16 protein-coding genes are annotated in these 22,287 nt (G+C 57.3%); 7 read left to right on the top strand and 9 right to left on the bottom strand.

What is annotated here, in order from left to right; genetic code table 11:
* The first annotated feature begins 109 nt into the window (after window positions 1–109).
* The 5 genes from CPY64_RS16910 to CPY64_RS16935 all read left to right on the top strand — a co-directional run bounded on the left by CPY64_RS16910 (window position 110) and on the right by CPY64_RS16935 (window position 9,018).
* A complete protein-coding gene (locus CPY64_RS16910) occupies window positions 110–2,557 on the top strand; it encodes a penicillin-binding protein 1A (RefSeq protein WP_042485346.1) in 2,448 nt (815 codons plus the stop codon).
* Window positions 2,558–2,652: 95 nt separating this feature from the next.
* On the top strand, window positions 2,653–2,787 hold the full coding sequence (lptM, locus tag CPY64_RS16915) for an LPS translocon maturation chaperone LptM (RefSeq protein WP_094198126.1): 135 nt from the start codon (window positions 2,653–2,655) through the stop codon (window positions 2,785–2,787).
* A 41-nt stretch (window positions 2,788–2,828) separates the two neighbouring features.
* The gene (gene lysA / locus CPY64_RS16920; protein ID WP_042485344.1) at window positions 2,829–4,097 is read left to right on the top strand and encodes a diaminopimelate decarboxylase; all 1,269 of its coding nucleotides are present in this window, start codon (window positions 2,829–2,831) and stop codon (window positions 4,095–4,097) included.
* A 195-nt stretch (window positions 4,098–4,292) separates the two neighbouring features.
* The gene (locus tag CPY64_RS16925; protein ID WP_226791414.1) at window positions 4,293–7,205 is read left to right on the top strand and encodes a putative bifunctional diguanylate cyclase/phosphodiesterase; all 2,913 of its coding nucleotides are present in this window, start codon (window positions 4,293–4,295) and stop codon (window positions 7,203–7,205) included.
* 784 nt (window positions 7,206–7,989) lie between these two features.
* Window positions 7,990–9,018, top strand: coding sequence for an IS110 family RNA-guided transposase (locus CPY64_RS16935; protein WP_042489560.1), 1,029 nt, complete (start codon window positions 7,990–7,992; stop codon window positions 9,016–9,018).
* A gap of 314 nt (window positions 9,019–9,332) precedes the next feature.
* Here the strand turns inward: CPY64_RS16935 and CPY64_RS16940 are convergent, their stop codons facing one another.
* From CPY64_RS16940 to CPY64_RS16955, 4 genes are all read right to left on the bottom strand, one after another.
* Window positions 9,333–10,283: an IS110 family transposase gene (locus CPY64_RS16940; protein ID WP_042489577.1), complete on the bottom strand. Its 951-nt coding sequence runs from the start codon at window positions 10,281–10,283 to the stop codon at window positions 9,333–9,335.
* Window positions 10,284–10,757: 474 nt separating this feature from the next.
* On the bottom strand, window positions 10,758–12,116 hold the full coding sequence (ccsB, locus tag CPY64_RS16945; RefSeq protein WP_026484812.1) for a c-type cytochrome biogenesis protein CcsB: 1,359 nt from the start codon (window positions 12,114–12,116) through the stop codon (window positions 10,758–10,760).
* Window positions 12,117–12,131: 15 nt separating this feature from the next.
* Complete coding sequence (locus CPY64_RS16950; RefSeq protein WP_042489379.1) at window positions 12,132–14,174, bottom strand: cytochrome c biogenesis protein ResB; 2,043 nt, start codon at window positions 14,172–14,174, stop codon at window positions 12,132–12,134.
* A 232-nt stretch (window positions 14,175–14,406) separates the two neighbouring features.
* Window positions 14,407–15,111, bottom strand: a complete 705-nt coding sequence (locus tag CPY64_RS16955; protein WP_042489382.1) for a c-type cytochrome — start codon at window positions 15,109–15,111, stop codon at window positions 14,407–14,409.
* A 157-nt stretch (window positions 15,112–15,268) separates the two neighbouring features.
* On the opposite strand from CPY64_RS16955, the gene yihA reads away from it, so the two are divergent.
* Together yihA and hemB are read left to right on the top strand one after the other, a co-directional pair.
* The gene (gene yihA, locus CPY64_RS16960; protein ID WP_042489383.1) at window positions 15,269–15,892 is read left to right on the top strand and encodes a ribosome biogenesis GTP-binding protein YihA/YsxC; all 624 of its coding nucleotides are present in this window, start codon (window positions 15,269–15,271) and stop codon (window positions 15,890–15,892) included.
* Window positions 15,889–16,908 (top strand): porphobilinogen synthase, encoded by a 1,020-nt coding sequence (hemB, locus tag CPY64_RS16965; RefSeq protein WP_042489385.1) that lies wholly within the window; start codon window positions 15,889–15,891, stop codon window positions 16,906–16,908. Before yihA ends, hemB begins: the two co-directional genes overlap by 4 nt.
* 118 nt (window positions 16,909–17,026) lie before the next feature.
* Here hemB and dsbD read toward each other — a convergent pair whose 3' ends face one another.
* From dsbD to CPY64_RS16990, 5 genes are all read right to left on the bottom strand, one after another.
* Window positions 17,027–18,952, bottom strand: a complete 1,926-nt coding sequence (dsbD, locus tag CPY64_RS16970) for a protein-disulfide reductase DsbD (protein WP_042489387.1) — start codon at window positions 18,950–18,952, stop codon at window positions 17,027–17,029.
* 37 nt (window positions 18,953–18,989) lie between these two features.
* Window positions 18,990–19,376, bottom strand: coding sequence for a divalent-cation tolerance protein CutA (cutA, locus tag CPY64_RS16975; protein ID WP_080723862.1), 387 nt, complete (start codon window positions 19,374–19,376; stop codon window positions 18,990–18,992).
* A 47-nt stretch (window positions 19,377–19,423) separates the two neighbouring features.
* The gene (locus tag CPY64_RS16980) at window positions 19,424–20,398 is read right to left on the bottom strand and encodes an AraC family transcriptional regulator (RefSeq protein WP_042489389.1); all 975 of its coding nucleotides are present in this window, start codon (window positions 20,396–20,398) and stop codon (window positions 19,424–19,426) included.
* Window positions 20,399–20,520: 122 nt separating this feature from the next.
* Window positions 20,521–21,066 (bottom strand): flavin reductase family protein, encoded by a 546-nt coding sequence (locus tag CPY64_RS16985; RefSeq protein WP_042489391.1) that lies wholly within the window; start codon window positions 21,064–21,066, stop codon window positions 20,521–20,523.
* A gap of 122 nt (window positions 21,067–21,188) precedes the next feature.
* The gene (locus CPY64_RS16990) at window positions 21,189–22,274 is read right to left on the bottom strand and encodes an LLM class flavin-dependent oxidoreductase (protein WP_042489393.1); all 1,086 of its coding nucleotides are present in this window, start codon (window positions 22,272–22,274) and stop codon (window positions 21,189–21,191) included.
* Window positions 22,275–22,287: the final 13 nt, after the last annotated feature.

Raw genomic sequence — 22,287 nt, forward strand, 5'->3', positions numbered from 1 at the left:
TCCCATTAGCCTTCCCTAAGCACAGTCCGCTTGCTTAGTATTATTTTGTTACATTGATACTTGGTTTGAGGCCCAGTCCTGCTGCGTTTGGACTTTAAAATCAGCCCTAATGAGTTCTTCTTCCCGCTCCCCCAATTCTAAACCCGAGCAAAGCTCCGGTTCCTGGCTTGCCCGCCTCATCGTCAAGACCTCGGTCTTTTTTGTGGGGCTTGGTCTGTGTGCCGTCCTGCTCGGGTCACTTGCGCTGGCTTTGGCCTGGCCCAACCTGCCCGATCTCAGCGCCATGATCGACTACCGCCCCCGAGTGCCGCTGCGCATTTACACGGCGGATAAGGTGTTGATCGGCGAATTTGGTGAAGAACGCCGCAATGTGTTGCGTTTTGACGAAATCCCCGATGTGATGAAATCGGCCATTCTGGCAGCCGAGGACGACCGTTTCTACCAGCACGGCGGGATTGACTGGATGGGTGTTGGCCGCGCAGCCCTGGCCAACATGACCCATATGTCCAAGACGCAAGGGGCCAGTACGATCACCATGCAGGTAGCGCGTAACTTCTACCTGTCATCGGAAAAGACCTATACCCGCAAGTTCTACGAACTGCTGCTGACCTTCAAGATTGAGGCCACGCTGTCCAAAGACCAGATTCTGGATCTGTACATGAACCAGATCTATCTGGGTCACCGCGCCTATGGTTTTGCGGCAGCGTCACGAACCTATCTGGGTAAACAGCTTGGCGAGATCACAACAGCAGAAGCCGCCATGCTGGCTGGTATCCCCAAAGCGCCTTCGCGCTTTAACCCGATTGCCAATTTCGAGCGCGCCAAAACCCGCCAGGGCTATGTGCTGGGCCGTATGCGTAGCCTGGGTTACATCACTGAGCAGGAATACCAGGATGCGATGGCTCAGGAAATCGTTGTGAAATCGGCCTTGGGTACGCCTGCGGGTGGCTACGCCATCCACGGTGAATACGCGGCTGAACTGGCTCGCCAACTGCTGTACGGCGTCTACCAGGACAATGTGTACTCGCGCGGTTTCAACATCTACACAACGATCAAGTCCACCGATCAGGAAGCCGCTTATCTGGCCGTACGTAACGGTATTCTGGATTACACCCGTCGTGCTCCTTACACTGGCCCGCAAGGCCAGGTGGATCTGCCTGCCGGTATTGAAAACGACCACGCGCAGCTGGATTCCATTCTGGATGATTTGCAGGACAAGTATCCCGACACGGGCGATCTGCTGACAGGTGTGGTGCTGGACGCCAGCCCCAACCAGATTCGCGTAGCCCGTACCGCCCAGCAAATTATTGACGTCAACGACAAGCGCGCCCTGAAGATTGTCGCTCGTGGCTTGGTGAAAAACGCCAAGGCAGACGTACGCATTCAGCGCGGTTCCGTGGTCTATCTGTTCCGCAATGGCGATTACTGGGAAGTGATCAATATGCCTGCGGTACAAGCCGCTTTTGTGTCGGTACGCCCACAAGACGGCGCCATTCAAGCCATGGTGGGTGGTTTCCACTTCTCCGACGGGAAGTTCAACCGCGTCACGCAAGCCTGGCGCCAGCCTGGCTCGGCCTTCAAGCCTTTCATCTACGCTTCCTCGCTGGAGCGCGGCCTGACCCCTGCCACCCAGATTTCGGACGAACCCTTTGTTCTGACCGCCGCCCAGACTGGCTCCAAGCCCTGGACGCCCAAGAACTACGGCCGTACCTATGAGCCCATGCTGACCATGCGTCAAGGTTTGTACAAGTCCAAAAATATGGTGTCCATCCGTATCATGCAGGCCGTCGGTCCCAAGTACGTGCAGGAATACGTGACTCGCTTCGGTTTCGACAAAGCCCGTCAGCCTGCGGTGCTGCCGCTGGCTCTGGGTGCAGGTAGCGTGACCCCCTTGCAAATGGCGGGTGCCTACTCGGTCTTTGCCAATGGCGGCTACCGTACCGAGCCTTATCTGATCGATTACGTCACCGACAGCACCAATAAAGTCATCATGCGCGCCAAGCCCATTGTGGCCGGGGACGCAGCGGCTCGCGCCATTGACGCTCGCACTGCGTATGTCATGAACGACTTGCTGCGTGGTGTCGCGACCTCCGGCACGGGTGCCCGTGCCTCACGTGAGTTGAAGCGTACGGACATTGGCGGCAAGACCGGGACTACCAACGATTCGCAAGACGCCTGGTTTGCGGGCTACACACCTGATCTGGTCGGCATTGCCTGGATGGGTTTTGACAAGCCCCGCAGCCTGGGTTCGGGCGAGACTGGTGGTGGTGCATCCATGCCAATCTGGATCAACTACATGCGCACCGCGCTCAAGGACAAGCCCATCGTGCCTCCGGGCCCTGCACCTTCAGGCCTGTCGCGCATCAACGGGGACTTCTACTTTGACGAATTCCCGCCCGGACAAGCCATTGCCCGTGTTGGCCTGCCTGCCCCCGGTGACGGCGCCCTGCAACAAGGCGGTGGGGATCAAAACGACGGTATTGGCGACCTGCTGCGACAACTGGACTCTGACTCCGGTTCTTCGGGCACGCAAGCCCAGCCCTTCGTCCCCTTCTAAATCCAGTACCCCAACGCCGGCCTAGCCGGCGTTTTTTATGCTTTGTCCCTCACAATGGCATAATGTTCTGCATTGTCCGCACTCGCTCATCACTTATGAACAAACTACGTTCCTCCCGCCTGCTGGCCTTGCTGACACTAAGCGTTTTTCTTAGCGCTTGCGGCTACAAAGGCCCCTTGTACCACCCTCCTGCGCAGGAAGCAGCGGACGCCCAAACAGCGCCGCGCTGATTTCCGCCCTGCTCGCTTAACCTCTGTTATTTGACGACACCATGACCGTTGCACCTCACTTCCAATTTCAGAACAACACGCTGCATGCCGAGCAAGTTCCCCTGAACAAGCTGGCTGAAGAATTCGGCACCCCTCTGTATGTGTATTCCCGCCAAGCCTTGCGCGACGCCTGGGAGTCCTATCGAGTGGCAGGTCAGGACCGCAAGTTGTTGGTGTGCTATGGCATGAAGGCCAATTCCAATCTGGCCATTCTGCAAGAATTTGCCCGCCTGGGTACCGGCTTTGACATCGTCTCGGGCGGTGAACTGGCCCGTGTCATCGCTGCCGGTGGCGATCCAGGCAAAGTGGTGTTCTCCGGTGTCGGCAAACAGGTTTGGGAAATCGAAGCGGCCCTGAAAGCAGGCGTAAAGTGCTTTAACGTCGAGTCCGAAGGCGAGCTGGAGCGTGTTGCCCAGGTTGCAGAACGCATGAATGTGAAAGCGCCTGTTTCCTTGCGTGTGAATCCGGACGTGGATGCCCGCACCCATCCCTATATTTCCACGGGCCTGAAAGACAACAAGTTCGGCGTGCCGATTGATCAGGCCCCCCGCATCTATGCACGCGCCCAAAAGCTGCCCAGCCTGAATATTGTGGGTGTGGACTGCCATATCGGCTCGCAGATCACCGAAGTCAGCCCCTATCTGGATGCGCTGGACAAGCTGATCAAGCTGATCCTGGCCCTGAAAGAGCAAGGCGTTAACCTGACCCACTTGGATCTGGGTGGCGGCCTGGGCATTCGCTACACCGACGAAACCCTGGTGACCCCCACCCAGCTGCTGACCGAAGTCTTTGCCGCTCTGGACAAGAACGGCCTGGGCCATCTGGAAATCGTGCTGGAACCCGGCCGCTCCATGGTGGGCAATGCCGGTGTGCTGCTAAGCCGCGTGGAATACCTCAAGCATGGCGAGACCAAAAACTTCGCCATCATTGATGCCGCCATGAACGACTTGATTCGCCCCACCCTGTACGATGCCTGGCACAGTGTGGAAGCGGTAGAACCTCGTCCCGTGACCGAGGACACCCCCCGCTACGATCTGGTTGGCCCTATCTGCGAAAGCGGTGACTGGCTGGCACGTGACCGTCAGCTGGCGCTGGAACAGGACGACCTGATCGCCATCATGTCCGCCGGTGCCTACGCCTTTACCATGGCCAGCCAGTACAACACCCGCCCCCGTGCGGCTGAAATTCTGGTCGATGGGGATCAAGTCCATGTGATCCGCCCCCGCGAAACACTGGAAAGTTTGTTTGCCAGCGAACAATTGCTCCCATAAAGCCGGGGCAAGAATGCAGGTAACAACCATTCAGCCTTAAAGAACTCTCGAATCTGACCGTAAAACAGGCCGGGACTGCACTGCCATCAGCAGGCAAAGCAGTCCCGGCCTGTTGCGTCCTAGCCGGGAAAGCACAGATTTCGCTGTCAGTGGCCAGACAGTTCGATGGTAAGCGCTGGAGGCTGTACCACCATCATGACCACCCCAGGGATACCGACACACGGCTTTGAGCCCGTTACATCGGCTAGCGAACGCCTGATTCGCGGCTTGAGTCTTTACGTCATCCCTTTGTTTCTGATCATGCTCACTTTATGGGCATTGTTGTTCCTGCCGAATCGCTACCCTACGGCCCCCGGTCAAAGCTTAAGCATTCAGGCACTCGCCAGTCAGCAAGAACATGCGGATCCAGAGTTACTGACGCGATTGAGAAATGCGCCGTCCCGGCAACGGCTGCACCTGAGCGAGCCCCATTGGCTCCTGCTGACCCTGCCTGCTCCCTTCCCCCAGCAAGAACAAGTCCTGCACTTTCCCGCCTCTCCGATTTCCTCGCTGCACTGTCAAGATGCCCGTAGCGGCAAGACCCTGCGCGATAGCGAACTGGACCCGCCTGCTCCCCTGTCACCGGCGCCGGTCAAAAGCTACACCCTGGAACTGGGCCAGGCGAACCATCCTGACACCATTCTGTGCCGTGTCGACACCTCCCGCCCGACTCTCTTGCAAGCCCAACTCTGGGCCAGAGCGGACATCAGCAACTCATCCATTCGCCTTAGCCGCGGTATAGGGCTGCTGGAAGGCGGTTTGCTGACCATGGCCATGTTCATGCTGGTACTGGCCGCCACCAACCGGGCCTGGATCTACCTGCTGCTGTCGGTCTGGCTGATTGGCAACCTGCGCTTGGGTTCCATGGCCATGGGCTGGGACACGCAATGGCTGGGCCAGATGCTGCCCTCGCAGTACATGCCTGCGCTACGTCAGGTCACCATCGCCTGCTACTTCATCCTGAGCTACTCCCTGTTCACCGTCTTGCTGGGCAACTCCATCACCACCGCCCGCCTGCAACGCTTGCTGCCTACGGTGGGCATACTGGGCCTGATCCTGCTGCCCGTGTCCCTGCTGGCCCCAGCCTCGGTGTTCCAGCCTGTCATGTGGATCAGCACCATTTACGCGCTGTGCTGCGTCTCTGCCGTGCTGCTATCTATCCTCCTGCATACCCGCTCGCGCATTCTGCTGTGGCAACTGGTGCTGCTGAGCATGGCCTTGTGCATGCTGATTTCAGCCATTTTCCTGGTGGCTTTTGGTCGTTCCAGCTTCGTGGAGAACTTCAACGGCGTCATCGCCTTCCTGCTCTCCAACCTGATGGTGGCTCTGGCCGTGGGTGAACGCCTGCGAGAAGACCGCAGCGAATCCCTGCGCGCCCGTAACGAGCTGATGGCCCACTACCTGCTGACCCCCGTCGGCATGTTCACCCTGAACGAATCCGGTGTCTTTCAGCGTATCAGCCCCATGCTGAGCCGCATGCTCAACATAGACGCAGACCCAAGTGAAAACACCATTTACTGGACAGACTTCTTCCCTGAGCAGGACTGGAAGGCCGTCGCACAAAGCACTCAGAATGGCCAGGATGTCACCATCACCCACTACGACAGCAATGCACAGCCGTGCCAATTCGCCTTGCGCGTTGCCATCGTCAACCAGAGCATAGAAGGCTCGCTGCAAGACATCACCGCCCGCGCCGAGACCTACCGCCAACTGCGTCTGATGGCCGACAACGATCCGGTCACCAATGTCCTGAACCAGCGTGGTATTGAAAAAGCACTGGACGGCCTGCTCAGCCGCAGCCAGGACGACAAACCCTGCCTGCTGGCCTACCTGGACCTGAATCACATCAAATATGTGAACGGCACCTTTGGCCACTCCTCGGGCGACGCCCTGCTGCTGAAAGTCTGCGAACAACTGGAATCGGTCCTGCGCAGCAAAGACAAAATCGGCCGCATCGGCAGCGACGAATTTGTCATCATCTTCGAAGACTGCGAACCCGAACAAGCACGAGAGCTGGCCAATAGCGTGCTGGAATCACTGAACAAAAACCCTTTGCTGGCCGGCAACCGCAGCTTCAACCTGCGCAGTACATTGGGCTTGGTCGAAGTTGCGCCCGGCATGGCTCCGCAAGAGGCCATCTCCGCCGCCAGCCGAGCCGCCCGCGACGCCCGCCGCCTGCACCAGGACATGATCATCTACGAGCAGGACTCCAACGCCCTGCAGGAACACGCTGAAGAACTGCGCCTGTTCGAAGAGCTGGAAGGTGGTTCATCACGCGCGCTGTATCTGGAAATGCAGCCCATCGCCGCCCTGCGCCGCCCCATGGACAGCCTGAACTTCGAGGCGCTACTGCGTGTGCGAGACTCCTCCGGCCAGCTCATCCCCACCGGCCGCATCATTGCCGCAGCCGAAGAAAGCGGCACCATTACCATCATCGACAAATGGGTGTTCTCGGCCACGCTGGAGTGGATGTCCAAACACGAAGCACAGCTAAGCAAAACCCAATGGGTCACCATCAACCTGAGCGGCGTGTCGCTGAACGACGACACCTTCATCCAGTGGTTCTTTGACATCCTGGCCCGCTTTGAACACCTGGCTCGCCGCCTGTGTGTAGAGATCACCGAAGGCGTCGCCCTGGACGACCTGGAGCACACCCGCAACTTCATGCGACGTCTGCAACAAATGGGCGTACGCATCGCACTGGATGACTTTGGAGCCGGTTACACCTCCTTCTCCTACCTGCGCGAACTGCCTGCCGACGCCATCAAAATCGACGGCGCCCTGATCTGCGACATGCTCAAAAAAGAGACCAATGTCGCCATCGTGCGCACCATCGTCGAACTGGCCAACAACCTGGGCATGATCAGCATCGCCGAATGGGTAGAAGACGTCCCCACCCTGAAAGCCCTGCAAGAACTGGGCGTGGACTACGTGCAAGGCTTCATCATCTCCAAAGCCTGCACCCCGGCAGACCTGCTCAAGGCCAAAGCCATGCCCGACCTGGTCAACGACCCGGCAGCCCGCCAGTTCCTGATCGAATCGCAAGATAAATTCCCGCCAGCCATGTAAACAAATAGCCACCCAAGCCCCATAGAAGGCTCGGGTGGCAAATAACAGAGCCTCCGTCACCAGCCGACGCGCACTCGCCTCAAATGCCATGTGGAAGCTATAAATGCTTTCCTAATGCCATTGCCATCACCCCACAACACCCAGCCAAGCCATATCAGAGCCCTGAGTCATATGGCCCCTTCGCTTCACTTACTATCGCGTGATACCCAACTCTAAATTTTGCATTTCGAACCGGTTACCGCTCCAAGTGCAGACGCACACCTAAGGCAGAAGCAATAAATAGAACAGAGGGTCGATACAGACATCCCGCTAGCTTCGGCTTTGACGGTCTGGGGTCTGGGTTTGGGTTTGGGTTTGGGTTTGGGTTTGGGTTTGGGTTTGGGTTTGGGTTTGGATCTAGATCTAGTTCCAGGTCTAGGTCTAGGTCTTCACCTGAGTCTGGCTATGACTAGGCCGAGCCACCTCGATACAACACGCTTCCGATCAACACCTGCCCCAGAAACCACAATCACACTCAGCCAGAAACCCACCCACCGCCCGCCTAGTTCCAAAGTCAGGGGCGACATAGATAACCACTGTGAGCCGCTGGTGTGCTGGGCGGGGGTGTCGGGGCGATTCAGAGTGCTTGCCGCAGGCAGAAGATCGCGTAGGGATGCAAGCATCCTGCTGTTTGAGCACGGCGCTTATAGTTTGTCCAATGGGATGGACGCCCCTACCCGCACCGGCATCCTATGTGCCAAAGTGGGCGTATCACCAACCACTTGAACCGAGCGAGGCGTCCATCATGAAGATTACGACACTAGGTATCGATCTGGCAAAGCAAGTCTTTCAACTGCACGGCGTCGATGAACAAGGCAAAACCGTGTTAAGAAAACAGCTCAAACGCGACCAGATGGCCACGTTCTTCGCCACCTTACCGGTCTGCCTGATTGGCATGGAAGCATGTGGAAGTGCGCATCATTGGGCCCGTAAATTAGAATCGTTCGGGCATACCGTACGCTTGATTGCCCCTCAGTTTGTTAAACCCTACGTTAAAACCAACAAGAACGATGCTGCTGATGCCGAAGCCATCTGCGAGGCAGTGGCTCGGCCTAACATGCGGTTTGTACCGATCAAAAATATCGAACAACAGTCCGTCTTGGCCTTGCACCGGGCTCGACAAGGGTTCGTACGGGCACGGACCGCACAGGCCAATCAGATCCGCGGATTACTGGCTGAGTTCGGGCTGATCGTCCCACAGGGAATCTCTCACCTGCATACACGTGTCCCTGCGCTACTCGAGCAGGCGAATCAGGAGCTGACGGGCTCATTTCGATTACTCATACTCCGGCTCCTGGATCACTTAAAAGAGCTGGATAAACAGGTCCATGAGTTGGAGCGGCAGATTAAAGCCTGGCATAAGGCCAATGAAGCGAGCTGCCGACTTGAGAAAGTTGCGGGCATTGGCCCGATCACCGCCAGTGCCTTGGTTGCCACGATCGGCGATGCCAAAAACTTCACCAATGGCCGACAGTTAGCGGCGTGGCTAGGCTTAGTGCCCAAGCAGCACTCCAGTGGTGGCAAGTCCGTGCTCCTGGGAATCAGCAAACGAGGAGATCAATATCTACGTACCTTGTTAATTCATGGCGCTCGAGCGGTGATCTATCGTGCACGGCAAGCCGCAGAGCCCACCGGTTGGCTACAACGACTCTTGCAGCGATCTCACGCTAACGTAGCGGCTGTTGCATTAGCCAACAAAAATGCCCGTATCGTCTGGGCGTTACTGGCCAATCAACGAACCTTCCAGCCTGACTACACGCCTGACGGCTCATAGTCAGGCTGGACTGAGCTTCCCCTTAAAAGCCACTATTAACCCTTCTCCCGATTGCTCAGGCAAACACGACATGATGGCAAGATAGGTCAGACCGTGGTTGGTTAAACCCGATGTCCCCCAGGCACTAAGCAGTGCGCTTGTCCGATTGAGGCACCAACCAGCAGAACCCATCAGGGACCGCCGCTGACGCGGCAATCAAGTCCGGATGTACGGGTGCAATCTCGACCCACTGTCCAACATGAAGTGAGTGCTTGGCAAAACAGGGGCGTCCATGTACGGGGGACAAACTATCGTGCGAGGTTCTATGGTTTGGGTCAAGCTGTTTTAGGCGATAGTTTGGACGGGTCAAAGGCTTGTCCACTTTTCCACACGGCATATGCAATGCGCAGCAACTTACGAGCCAGAATCACAATCGATTCTGTGCCCGCCAGGCCTCGGGCACGATACGCTTCATACAACGGTTTACATGCCGCACTGCGGCAGGCCGACATCGCTGCCAAATACAGTTGTCGGCGCAGCAAAGCCGGCCCACGCTTGCTGATACGACGACGCCCTCGCTTGGTCCCTGAGTCGTTGGGTCGGGGATCGAGCCCGCTATACGCGACTAAGGCATCCGCATTGGCAAAGGGAATACGATTGAGCAGTTCGGTCAACAAGGCCGCTGTCTGTTGACCGATGCCACTCACACTACGCAAACGTTGATATCCCTGTTCGAGCTGCGGGTCGTTCGCAATCAAATGCTGTATTTGTTGATCCATTGAGGCCAGCACAACATCAAATCCATGTTGTAACGCTTGGGTATCGACACCTGATAGATCCACGTCGGTAAAGGCCTGGCGTAAAGCGCTCTGGTGAGTGATCACTTGAGCGCGACGAGACAACAGTTGACGCAACTGTTGTTGCTCGGGGGTGAGCGGTTGCCAAGCTTGCAGGCTGGATTGATGCTCTTGCAGGTAGCGGACAATGACCTCTGCATCAATATTATCGGTCTTGGCCCGGCTGCCTAAGGCTCGTGCATAGTAAAAGACATCACGCGCGTTCAAGATATAGACCGTCAAGCCATGCAGATAAGCCAACTGGGCCAGTAAGGCGTGGTAATTGCCCGTTGACTCCATGGCAATTAGCGCGTGTTCTGACACTGTCTTTAACCAACGGGTAATGCCAGTCGTCGTGTTGGCAATGATGCAGGGCCGTTGGCCCGCTACGCTGATGACCAGCTCAGCCTTGGCAACATCAGCACCGATATAAAGCACAGTCGTTTGCATGGGAGCACCTCCAAAGCGCACAATGAGTAACGTCGGGGTGTACGCCATCCGGCTCGTTGACTTGCGTTCAGATCGGCGGTCGCGGTTCGATGAACGGCGCCGCTCAGTTCCTTATCGACGGTGATGGGTGGGGCGGGAGAGTTCTCGCGGTGTCGGTCCGGCATTGGCCGATCGTTCAGGATGTCCCTCCACCCCGACAACTTAACCATACAAGTTCAGGATGCGCCCTACGCGATCTTCTGACCAGGGCACCGGTGCGCAGCACCGGCAAGCGCTCAAGCCCCGCCACCCCCGCCCAGCACACCAGCGGCGTCTCCCAGCGCTTATCTCCCCTACAAAGACCTCCCCACCAAACACCCCAAACAAGCAACCACAAAAAAACCCGAGTCCGGCATCCAGCCAAACTCGGGTTTCCCAATTCAAAAACCACCATTCCGAAGCCCAAACACAAGCACCTCAGAACAGCAAAAAAACTTACAGCTCCCCGTAAGAATGCAGCCCCGACAAGAACATATTCACGCCCAGGAACGCAAAGCTGGTAATCAGCAGACCACCCAGCGCCCAATACGCCGCCATCGTGCCACGCAGACCTTTAAGCAAACGCAAGTGCAACCAGGCCGCATAGTTCAGCCACACAATCAAAGCCCAAGTCTCTTTCGGGTCCCACTGCCAGTACGTGCCCCAGGCATCAGCGGCCCACAAAGCCCCCAATACCGTCGCCACCGTAAAGAAGGCAAAACCCACCGCAATCGCCCGGTACATGATGTCATCAAGCACCTCCAGCGAAGGCAGCTTGCGCGAAATCGGACCACGGAAATACAAAATCGTACCCACGATCACACTACCGATACCGAAATATAGCATCCAGGTAGGCGACAACTCGCGCGAACCAAAAATCATGGGCTCGGCACACAGAATCGCACCCAGCAAGAACACCGGAATCAGCTTGGCACGCGAACGCGTCTCGCCATTTTCCTTCACCAGATACGCAAAGCCCACCATGGCGGCCAAAGAGAACGTACCGTAACCAATAAAGTTGGCCGGCACGTGCAGCTTCATCCACCAGCTTTTCAGCGCAGGCACCAAAGGCTGAATCTGATGCGCATCACGTGTGAAGGAATACCACAGCAGAAAAATAACCAGCGAACTGATCGCCAACAGCACAAAACCACCCAAGGCACGCGTGTTGTAACGACGCTCGTAATACATATAGAACAAGGCGGTAATCAGCGCCAGCAGCACAAACACTTCATACAAATTGCTGACGGGGATATGCCCAATATCGGGACCTAACAGGTGGCCTTCACGCCAGCGCACCAGCAAACCGGTCATCCCGGCATAAATCGCCGCCCAGGTCAGCCCCGAACCCATCCAGGCTGCCGTATTGCTGAAAAAACCAGCCCAGTACATCACCGTAGCCAGAATGAATAGCGCGCACATCCACAAAATAGCGGACTGGGACGAGAACAAATACTTCAGCAGAAAAACAGAATCGGCCTTTTCAATATCTCCGGTGCCCAGACCATCGCCCGTGCTATACAGCCAGACCGCCAGCAAAGCCGTCAGACCAGACAACACCAGCAGCGTGCGTAGCGGACGCCACAACCACCCCAGCCAGGCCACAAACGGCACGAACGCCACCAGAATGATCTTCTCGTAGTAATCCATGCTGGTGCTGTACACATTGAGCGCATACGCCGCACCCAAAGCCAGCACCACCAGAAACAGCACATCCGACCAGTCCGGACGGCCACGGATACCGCGCCGGTCACCACTGGAAGCGATATTGTCTTGCCACATTGTTGGAGTGGCCGAAGAAAGGGTCTGCGCCATAGTAGCTACACCTTGTCAGACAGATAGCCGGTTGAACGCCGCTTTCAGGCGATCAAACTCGAGGTTAAAGTCCATGTTGCGACGTTGAGATGTCATGGCAGCCATTACACTGCTGCCTTGGTTGTGAGGGCGAATCCAGACCCACACGCGGCGATCCCGGATGTAGAACATCGAGAACACGCCAATAATCAGAAACAGACAACCCAGGTACACAATGTACATGCCTGGGCTGCGCGCCACCTGAAATACGCTGGCCTGAACTTGCTCAAAGCTGTCCAAGGTCAACATAACAGGTGCCGGGTAGTCAGGCAGGTTGGCAAACGCCAGTACAGCAGACTGAATCCAGCGATTGGCATCGCTATTTTCCTGACTGTAATCCAGCTCTGGCAAACCTTGTTGCTGCCTGAGCAAATCACGCAATTCCGACAGTGTGAACTGAATCATGGGAATTGCAAAACCCAGAATACGCTCGCGCTCGGCTTCGGGGACACGGCTGATCAAACCATCAAAACCGGCACGCACAAAAGTCTGCAAAGCGGTCCTGGAAGCGGAGAGCATCAACTCTTTTTGCTCAGGCGAAGAAGAATTACGTTCGGCAAAACGCTCGGCTGCCTGGCTCACCAGGGCCTCGTTCTGCGTCGCCGCACGCAAATCCATGAATTCTTTCAAGGAACCCTTGTCGTCAGCCGGGAAACGCACATAGCGGAACGGTTCGGCAGGCGAGAAACGCATCCCCGCCAGGAACACCAAGGTGCCGTCCAGCTCCACAGGCAGCATATAGTTCACAAACTCGCGGGACTGGCCTTGGTCGTCGATCAAGCGATAGTTCACGCTGGGGCCGACGTTCTTCAGGTTCTGATCTTTCTTGTTGGCAGCGCTACCAGTCACAGCGGCCACGTGTTCAATCATGGCCTTGGGCTGAGGATCACCTTCGGTCAGGTTTTCCACGTTGATGGGGCGCAGCTCGGTCAGCTGAACCGTCAACGCATGCTCGTTGGGGCTTTCCTGGGCCGCAATGCCCACGGTTTCGCCCACTTTGCCATTTAGCGCAAAGGTCTTGGAGCCAGGGCCTACCAAGGGGTAACCCTTCAGGCTGAGAATACTGCCACCATCATCAAAGCCGGACTGGTAGACGGTGACGCCCTTGTAACGCAAGGGTTCGTTCACCTCGATAGTGCGCTCGAAAGTATCGCCCGTGGCGGGATCGGTAACTTCCACTTCACTCTTGAAGCTGCTGGGCATGCCGGTGGAGTAGTACTCCACCAGGAAGCGCTTGAGTTCCAGCGCAAACGGCAGAGGTTGAATCAGAACGCCCTCACCGGAGTTGACCACGGCAGTGGCAGTACGGGCCCCCTCAGGCACCAGCATATTGGCGCGGAAGCTGGGATTGCCCAAGCCCAGCCTGCCTGATTCGGGCACCTGGGAAATCAGCATGTTTTCAGTAATGGGCTGTTTGCCGCCCAGCCACACCTGCAGGCGCACGGGCAATTCGCTGTCGAGCAGACCGCCCACACAGATCACCACAATCGCCAGGTGAGCAAAGATGTAACCCAGCTTGTTGGCGCTGCCCTTTTTGGCCGCCATCATCATGCTGCCATCGTCGTCCTTGCGCACGCGCACCGCGTAACCCTGGGACTGCAACCAGCCTTGCACCTGCTCGCGATTATGTTCGGGAGTCCCGGCGCTTTCCAGTTCCACACGATGGGGGAAGGCTTTCAGACTACCTCCGCGCACATGCTCCTTGAAGGTGCGCATTTCGCGGATCATTTTGGGAGCATTGCGGATGACGCACAGGGTGGTTGAAACCACCAGAAACGTCATGATGACCATGAACCAGCCACTGTTGTAGATGGACCAGATCGAGAAATGATCGAACAATTCAAACCAGTACGGACCGAATTGATCAATATACGTATTAGCGGGCTGATTTTGCGCCAGAACAGTACCGATCAGGCTGGCTACGCAGATGAACATCAGCAAGCTGATGGCAAAGCGCATCGAACCGAGCAATTCCAGGAAATCGGCCGCAAAGCGACGTATGGGGGATACTTTTTTCACAAAGGCTAGCTTAGGAGGTGGGGGGTTTCACCGGAAACATCCAGACTTTGAGCACAGAACGCGCACAAAGTTCGATTACTGGACAAAACACCAACACAAGACCCGGCCCAAATCGGCACTGCCCGGTGTTAAGGCACCCAAACCGCCACGACCATCAGAGGAAGCTGGGGCCACAAGCGAATGTCAGGCTTCAGACAGTCAGGGGGCCGATGGCCCCCTTGGACTGATTGGATTAACGCAGGCCGGCTGCGAAATCCGACACGGCAGCAATGTCGGCGTCCGACATGCGGTCTGCGATGTCATGCATCATGGGGCCATTGGCACGGTCGCCGCTGCGGAACAGTTTGAGCTGCTCGGCAATGTAGGCAGGATGCTGGCCAGCCAGACGAGGGAACTGACCGGGCATGCCAGCGCCATCAGGCGAGTGGCAAGCGGCACAGGCGGCTACACCGCGCTCGGGCAAACCACCGCGCCAGATCTTCTGGCCACGTTCCATGGTGTCTTCTTTGGTAGCGTTAGCAGCCTGTTCCCAGTTCACGGCCTGTTGCGACAGGTAAAACGCCACGTTTTGCATATCTTCTTCGGTCATGCCGGCCGCAATGGCGGCCATCAGGCTGTTGGCGCCTTCAGGGCCACGACGGGAAGGCAAGGATTTTTCGTCCTTGGCACGGAAATCGTGCAGCTGCTTGACCAGGTACTCGTACGGCTGGTGAGCCAGCGACGGGTTGACCGGAATAATACTGTTGCCGCCATCCCCGTGACAGGTCACACAGGCCAGCACGCCACGCGACATCTCACCTTGCAGGTAGAGCTGCTCGCCTTTGGCGGCATCTGGCTTGGGCAGACCAGCTGCATTGGCCACGTTAGCGGTAAAAACCACAGAGCAAGCCATCGTCAGGCTGCTTGCGATAACGACTCGGGAAAGCGCACGCTTCATTTGGACCTCGATAATCGCGAATCAATCGGGGTGCCGCATGCGCCCCGCAAAAGCCACCGTAAGCCGCTGGTCAGTACCCAGTGGACTACGACATTACTGTTTCAAATCGAGAGATTATACAATAGGCGCTGAACCAATATGGAATTACGCTGCAACCATGTCGATACTGCACCGCGCTCACTTCACGATTTCAGCTGCTCAGATCGATCAGCTGCCTCCTCCCGGCCCTCCAGAGGTCTGTTTTGTGGGGCGCTCCAATGCGGGCAAATCCTCCGCCATCAATGTGTTGGCCAACCAACGGAAACTGGCTTTTTCCAGTAAAACGCCGGGACGAACACGCCTGATCAATATGTTCGGCATCCCCGATCCGCTCTCGCCGGGCGACTTTCTGGGCCACCTGGTGGACTTGCCCGGCTATGGCTACGCCGCCGTGGCGCGCCACGAAAAGCAGGACTGGGCCGAGATTCTGGGCGACTACCTGGCCACCCGTCCCTCGATTGCCGGCATTGTGTTGCTGATCGACATCCGACGCGGCGTGACCGACCTGGACATGCGCCTGGCCGACTGGATTGCGCCGACCGGCAAGCCTGTCCTGGCGCTTTTGACCAAGGCCGACAAACTGCCTTATGGTCAACGTATCAAGGCGGTGGCCGAAGTACGCCGCCAGCTCCGGGAAATTGGCGCCCTGCATGCGCTGCCCTTCTCCTCCACTGATCGTATCGGCTTGCCCGAAGCGACCGAATGCATCGAAAACTGGATTTCTCCGAAGGTTGTTCCATGACTCGTTTTATTCCTCCTGCCGACTTTCCTAACACTCGCCTGCGCCGTAACCGCCGCGACGAGTTTTCCCGCCGTCTGGTGCGCGAAAACCGCCTGTCCACCGACGACCTGATCTACCCGGTCTTTGTGCGTGAAGGCGAGAAAGTTCAGGAGCAAGTCGGCTCCATGCCAGGCGTCATGCGCTATTCGCCTGACGAACTGATGCGCGTGGCCGAACAGTGTCTGGAGCTGGGCATCCCCGTGCTGTCCCTGTTCCCTTCCATCGACCCGTCCCTGAAGACGCCGGATGGCAGCGAAGCTGCCAACCCGAACGGCCTGATTCCCCGCGTGGTGGGCATGCTCAAGCAGCAGTTCCCCGAGCTGGGCGTGCTGACTGACGTGGCCCTGGACCCCTACACCAGCCACGGCCAGGACGGCATCCTGGACGAAGCCGGCCACATTCTGAACGAAGAGACCGTGGCTATGCTGATCCGTCAGGCTCAGACACAAGCTCAGTCTGGCGTGGACATTGTGGCCCCCAGCGACATGATGGACGGCCGTATCGGCTCCATCCGCGCCGCTTTGGACAAGGATCAGTTCATCCACACGCGCATCATGGCTTACTCGGCCAAGTACGCCAGTGCCTTCTACGGCCCCTTCCGCGACGCGGTAGGCTCGGCTGCCAATCTGGGGCGTTCCAACAAGAACACCTACCAGATGGACCCCGCCAACCGTAACGAGGCCCTGCGCGAAGTGGCGGCCGATATCCGCGAAGGCGCCGATATGGTCATGGTCAAACCTGGCCTGCCTTACCTGGACATCCTGCGCGACGTGAAAGACGCCTTTGGCATGCCAACCTACGCCTACCAAGTCAGTGGCGAGTACGCGATGATCAAGGCTGCTGCACAGAACGGCTGGCTGGATCACGACAAGGTCATGATGGAATCCCTGCTGGCATTCAAACGTGCGGGTGGCGACGGCATTCTGACCTATTTCGCCATCGAAGCCGCCAAGCTGATGCGCGAACAGAACTGCTGATTCACATCAATCAGAACGCAAAAAACGCAGCCCGTGAGCTGCGTTTTTTGTTGTGTGTACGCGACGATCTATCGTCTGTTAGGCCCTGATAAGCCCGATTTCGAGCAAATCAGAGTCTTCAGGCACCGGCCAGGACCTCATCGAGCACCTTGGAAAAGCGGCTGGCGTCCTGAAAACCGATCACGCGCAGTTGCTCCAGCTGCTGCCCCTTGGAATCAAAAAACATGATGCCGGGGGGCCCAAACAGACGGAAATGTTTCAGCAATTCCCTATCTTCAGGGGTATTGGCCGTCACATCCACCTGCAGCAAATCAAACTGTGCCATGCGCTGCGCGACCGCTGGGTCACTAAAGGTGAAATTCTCCATTTCAATGCAGGACACGCACCAGTCTGCGTAGAAATCCAGCATCACGGGGCGGGTGGCCTTGGCCAGGCGTTCTTCCAGCTCCTGCAAACTGCTCACACGCTGAAACTCCACCTTGCTTTGCGCAGCGGCTACCGTACCGGACGATTTCAGCCCTTCCAGAGGGCGAATCACACTGGGGCGACCCAGGGCAATGCTGATCATCATCATGATGGCCCAGACCGCCAGCATCATGCCCACACCCTGTCGCAAGCCCGACCAAGGCGTCCGTGCAGCCGTGCCGCGCCCGAACGCGCCCAGCAAGGCAGCAGCCCACAAAGCCAGGACAACCCAGCCAAAGACGGCAATCGTACCGGACATCAGGGGCGAGACCATCCACCAGGCGGTAGCCAACAACAAGACACCAAAGGCGGTCTTGACGCTTTCCATCCAGGCACCAGCCTTGGGCAAGACACTGCCCGAACCCGCACCCACAATCAGCAGCAAGACACCCGACCCCCAGGCCAAGGCAAACAGAGCCGAGCCACCCAGGACCACATCACCCGTCTGCGAGATAAACAGCAGCACGCCAGCCAGAGGCGCTGCCACGCAAGGGCCGACAATCAGCGCGGACAGCATACCCATCAGGAACACGCCACCCATCTGCCCGCCCGGCAAACGGTTCATGGTTTCATTCAAACGATTTTGTAGCGCCGCCGGAGCCTGTACCGTAAAAACATCCAGCATGGACAAGGCCAGCACCACCAGGATCAGGGCGAACAGGCCCAAAACCCACGGGTTCTGCAACCAGCTTGCCAAGCCGGCACCCAGCAAACCCGCCGCCACACCCAGCAAGGTGTAAACCAGAGACAAGCCCAGCACAAAGGCAAAAGCCATTTTCAGACCATGCCAACGCGATGGCGCGGGCTGATTACGTCCAGCAATGATGGACAGCAAAATCGGCACCATCGGCAGGACGCAAGGCGTAAAGGACAGCAGCAAGCCGAACACAAAGCTCAGCAGCACAATCTGGCCCCAGCCAGCCTGCTTGAGGTAATCGGCCAGGCCCACATCACTCAGGCTCAGCGCCGACGCGACACCACCTGTAGTGGCAGCTGTAGTCGTAGCAGCCGTTGCCGCCATGTCTGTTTTCTGAGCCGTGGACTCACCCGGCGCAGGCACCGACACGACGCCAAAGGGGCCCGCCACTTCCCAGCCCTGTCCGGTGGGAATCAAGGTCAAGGTTTGCGTAGAGGGGGAATAGCACAAGCCAGCATCCGCACACCCCTGGCTGACCACGTCAATTTTCAGATCCTGGCCAATAGCGCTATCCGCTAGAACGGGCACGCGCAGGGTGACCGAGTTGCGGTAGACCTCCATCACTTCGTCAAAAGTAGGGTCGTACACCTTCTCGCCATCGGGAAGCTGGGGAGTACCCAAATGCTCAGCCTTCTCGGTCGAGATCCCGAAACGCTTGCGATACATATAGTATTCAGGCGCGATCTGGAAATGAATATCCAGCTGATCGGCTTGGCTCATAGCCGCAGTCAGTACAAAAGCCTGCTCCGGGTCCAGAAACTCTTCTTCTGCCTGTGCCGTCAACGGCGTTGCCAGCCAAGCCAGCATCAAGACAAAGAAAACAGCAAACCACGCGCCAAGACGCTGGGCGGAAAACGGGGAACGCTTCAAAGACAAAGGCACAAATCTATTCCGGTTTTTTAGGCTGGGCTATCTGAAATCACGCAGGACGCGTCTGGGTGCGGACCCAATCCAGATAAGCGGTGAAACCACCAACAACCGGAAGCACAATCAATTCGGGCAGCTCGTAAGGATGCTGCTCCCGCAAGCGAACTGCCAGTTCCGGTAGCCGGGCCACTGTGGTTTTGAAAGTCAGCGTGATTTCCTCATCGCCCTGTAACTCCCCTTGCCACATGTACATAGACAAACTGGCGGGCGCAAGGTTCGCACAAGCTGCAATTCCGTCCTCAACCAAGTGATGAGCCAGATATTTGGCCAGCATCATATCGGGCACCGTGGTCTGCACCAGCACCAGTTGCTGTGCATCCAGATCGGGCAAGGTCAAAGCCAGTTTGGGCTTGGAACTGGAGGAATTCTCAGAGGACATGCAGGGCTCCTAATCAGAGCCCTTAGTGTAGCGCCGGATGCCTGCGCTTAGATGCTGGACCGGGGCCGACTCAGGCCGCTTAATGTTTCAGACGGGCGCTCGCCATAGCGATGGCGATAGTCAGCAGAGAACTGCCCCAGGTGGGTAAAGCCACAGGCCAGGGCCACCTCGGTGACTGACATGCCACCTGCCTGCAAATATCGGCGGGCTGCTTCCAGGCGCATTTGCTTCAGACGCGCCATCGGTGCGACACCCAGATGTTCTCGGAACCCGGCATACAGGCTGCGCACGCTGACACCCGCCACCTGGGCAATATCGCCAATGGTGATGGGCTGGCCGGTCTGGCTTTCCATGAAATCCAGGGCCCTTCGCAAAACATGCGGCAAGACTGCTGCGGTCTTGTGAGTGGGCTGATTGTGCTGATGCAGCTCGAACAAGGCATAGATCAATGTCTGCTCGAACTGGCGCACCTGGCGCGGCTGATCAAACAAGGTGCCATCCGACACTTCGGCAAACTGCCAGTCCAGCAAGCGGCGCAAACTAGCCCCACCGGGCGCATCCAGAGGAATGGAAGGCTGAAACTCCAGCGGACCGCGCACGGGCTGGGCAAAATAATCTTGGTAATGGCGCTCCAGCCCTTGGCGTCCAATACGCACAAACAGCTTATCGGCCTCCAGGCTATGTTCCATGCTGAAGGCTTGAGTCGGGCTAATGATGGAAGCCAAGCGCGAAGTAGACGCGAAACGTCCGTGCGCCGTATGAATCTGCTCTTGCCCCGACAAGGGGATTTGCAAAAGATAGAAGTCGTCCAGTGGCTGGGGTGCAATCTGCACCTGCGCTCCATAGCGCAAACGACCATAGGCCACATCCTGGCCTTGGCGTAGATACAGGCGTGCATTCAGGCGCTGACGAGTATCCGCCAAAGTCAGACTATGCGGGCAGAAAACCTGGGAGATATAGTGCTGAACGCAGTCCACATCCTGCGAATGCAGCTGGGCATAGCGATTCAGTATGGTGGTCATGAGCGTCGCAACAGGCGATAAAAAAGCTGTGCCTTAGTGTGGCACAGCCTCTCGCACTGCAACATCGAGACTATCCCTAGGCCCAGCTCAGGCATCCAGCCAGGGAGAACAAGCCCGCCGATTTACTGGCCCTGAAAGCGGCCAAAACGTCCCTGCCAGTACAGCAAGGGCGAATCCTGTTCCTGCTCGGCATGGTGCACCTGCAACACACGGCCCAATACCAAGGCGTGGCTATGGCGTTCAATTACTTCCACAATCTGGCAGGCCAAAGCGGCGGGAGCCTGTCGAGCCAGCCAGATGCCGTGCTCGGTACGCAGCCAATCGTGCCCGGCATAACGCGCATCGCCTTGCTCGCCTTTGAAACCGGCAAACTGCAAAGCCATGCCTGCCTGCTCGACACCCAGGATATTCACACCAAACAGACCACTGTCTCGCATCAAAGGCCAGGACGAGGAGCTTTGATTCACGCAGACCAGCACCTCTGCCGGATCTGCGGCTACCGAGGTCACCGAAGTCGCAGTCAGGCCGCTGCGCTGGCCCTGGTGTTCGACCGTAATCACATTGGCCGTGCCACCCAGATGGCGCATAGCAAGTTTGAACTGCTCGGCAGAAACCCCAGGCACGTGTAGCGCTTGGTCTGTCGGCAAGGAAGCCAATTCCACAGGCATGATTCACCTTTTCTAATCTTATGGGCAGCACAGTCATCAGGACGGTGCTGCCTGCGTGGCTTATGTGAACTGGCTATCCCCCTGAGCAAACCAAAGCCTGCCCGATAGCCAGCAGATCGCTCTTAGCGAATGCCACGCTGCTGCAACAAAGGCAGCACAGTATCACGGAAATAAGGGAATTCCTTTACATAGTCCACAAAGGACAAGGTTGTTCCCCGGAAACCGGCTTCGTGCAGAGCACACAAACCGTCGGCCACTTGCTCGGGTGTACCCACCAGCGGGAAACCGCCGTGGCCAGCCGCCATGCGCTCGCGAATCTGCTCCAGCAGCTCGTGCGGGAAAGAATGAGCGTGGGCAAACTGCAAATTCATCAGATTATCCACGGCACCATTATCAATATTGCCCATGATGCGTTCCCACTCGGCCTTGGCCTCGGCTTCCGTAGGACGGCAAACCACGTGCGAGAACGTCATCACATCGACCTTGCGACCTTGTGCTTGGCCCTGCGCCTTGAGCTCGGCCACTTCTTTCCTGGAGCGCTCCAGCTCCATGGCGGGCGTGAACAGGAAGTTGGCATTGCGGCTGGCAAACTCACGGCCTTGACCAGAACCGGCGGCATTAAAGATAGGCGGATCAAATTCAGGACGGGGATTGCCGTATACACCCTTGGCCTGGAAGTACTTGCCATCCCAATCAAAACGGCCATCGTGGTGCCAGATCTTCTTGATCAGGTCGAACCATTCTTGCGCATAGCCGTAGCGGGTTTCATGATCATCAGGCAGCTTCACACCCAAGGCGTCATACTCAGGTTTGTTCCAGCCTGCCACGATATTCAAACCGACCCGGTTGCCGCTCATCTGGGCCATGGTGGCGATTTGCTTGGCAATCACCACGGGGTGGTTAGCAACCGTGTGCACAGTGGCAAACACGCTGATATTGCGAGTATTGGCCAGCAAAGCAGTCGCCCAGGTGACGGTTTCCAGTACGTAGCCGTGGAAATCGGTTTCGCCACCGTAACCAATCCAACGGGCGATAGGCAGCATGAAGTCGATGCCAGCATCGTCCAGCAGCTTGCCCAGCTTCAGATTGTTTTCCCACGTAGCTTGCCAGCGATCCGGCAAGGTCGATACCGTCATGCCACCACCGCAGTTAGTGGCAAAGGTTCCCAGCAGAAACTTATCGTGTGTGAGCAATGTATTCTGTGCCATCGCCAGTCTCCTG

Source organism: Alcaligenes faecalis, assembly GCF_002443155.1.
Lineage (GTDB): Bacteria > Pseudomonadota > Gammaproteobacteria > Burkholderiales > Burkholderiaceae_B > Alcaligenes > Alcaligenes faecalis.

Bases quoted from the DNA above. Each gene is read 5' to 3' on its own strand.
- CPY64_RS16910 (WP_042485346.1), top strand. From the start codon at position 110: ATGAGTTCTTCTTCCCGCTCCCCCAATTCTAAACCCGAGCAAAGCTCC.
- lptM (WP_094198126.1), top strand. From the start codon at position 2,653: ATGAACAAACTACGTTCCTCCCGCCTGCTGGCCTTGCTGACACTAAGC.
- lysA (WP_042485344.1), top strand. From the start codon at position 2,829: ATGACCGTTGCACCTCACTTCCAATTTCAGAACAACACGCTGCATGCC.
- CPY64_RS16925 (WP_226791414.1), top strand. From the start codon at position 4,293: ATGACCACCCCAGGGATACCGACACACGGCTTTGAGCCCGTTACATCG.
- CPY64_RS16935 (WP_042489560.1), top strand. From the start codon at position 7,990: ATGAAGATTACGACACTAGGTATCGATCTGGCAAAGCAAGTCTTTCAA.
- CPY64_RS16940 (WP_042489577.1), bottom strand. From the start codon at position 10,283: ATGCAAACGACTGTGCTTTATATCGGTGCTGATGTTGCCAAGGCTGAG.
- ccsB (WP_026484812.1), bottom strand. From the start codon at position 12,116: ATGGCGCAGACCCTTTCTTCGGCCACTCCAACAATGTGGCAAGACAAT.
- CPY64_RS16955 (WP_042489382.1), bottom strand. From the start codon at position 15,111: ATGAAGCGTGCGCTTTCCCGAGTCGTTATCGCAAGCAGCCTGACGATG.
- yihA (WP_042489383.1), top strand. From the start codon at position 15,269: ATGTCGATACTGCACCGCGCTCACTTCACGATTTCAGCTGCTCAGATC.
- hemB (WP_042489385.1), top strand. From the start codon at position 15,889: ATGACTCGTTTTATTCCTCCTGCCGACTTTCCTAACACTCGCCTGCGC.
- cutA (WP_080723862.1), bottom strand. From the start codon at position 19,376: ATGTCCTCTGAGAATTCCTCCAGTTCCAAGCCCAAACTGGCTTTGACC.
- CPY64_RS16980 (WP_042489389.1), bottom strand. From the start codon at position 20,398: ATGACCACCATACTGAATCGCTATGCCCAGCTGCATTCGCAGGATGTG.
- CPY64_RS16985 (WP_042489391.1), bottom strand. From the start codon at position 21,066: ATGCCTGTGGAATTGGCTTCCTTGCCGACAGACCAAGCGCTACACGTG.
- CPY64_RS16990 (WP_042489393.1), bottom strand. From the start codon at position 22,274: ATGGCACAGAATACATTGCTCACACACGATAAGTTTCTGCTGGGAACC.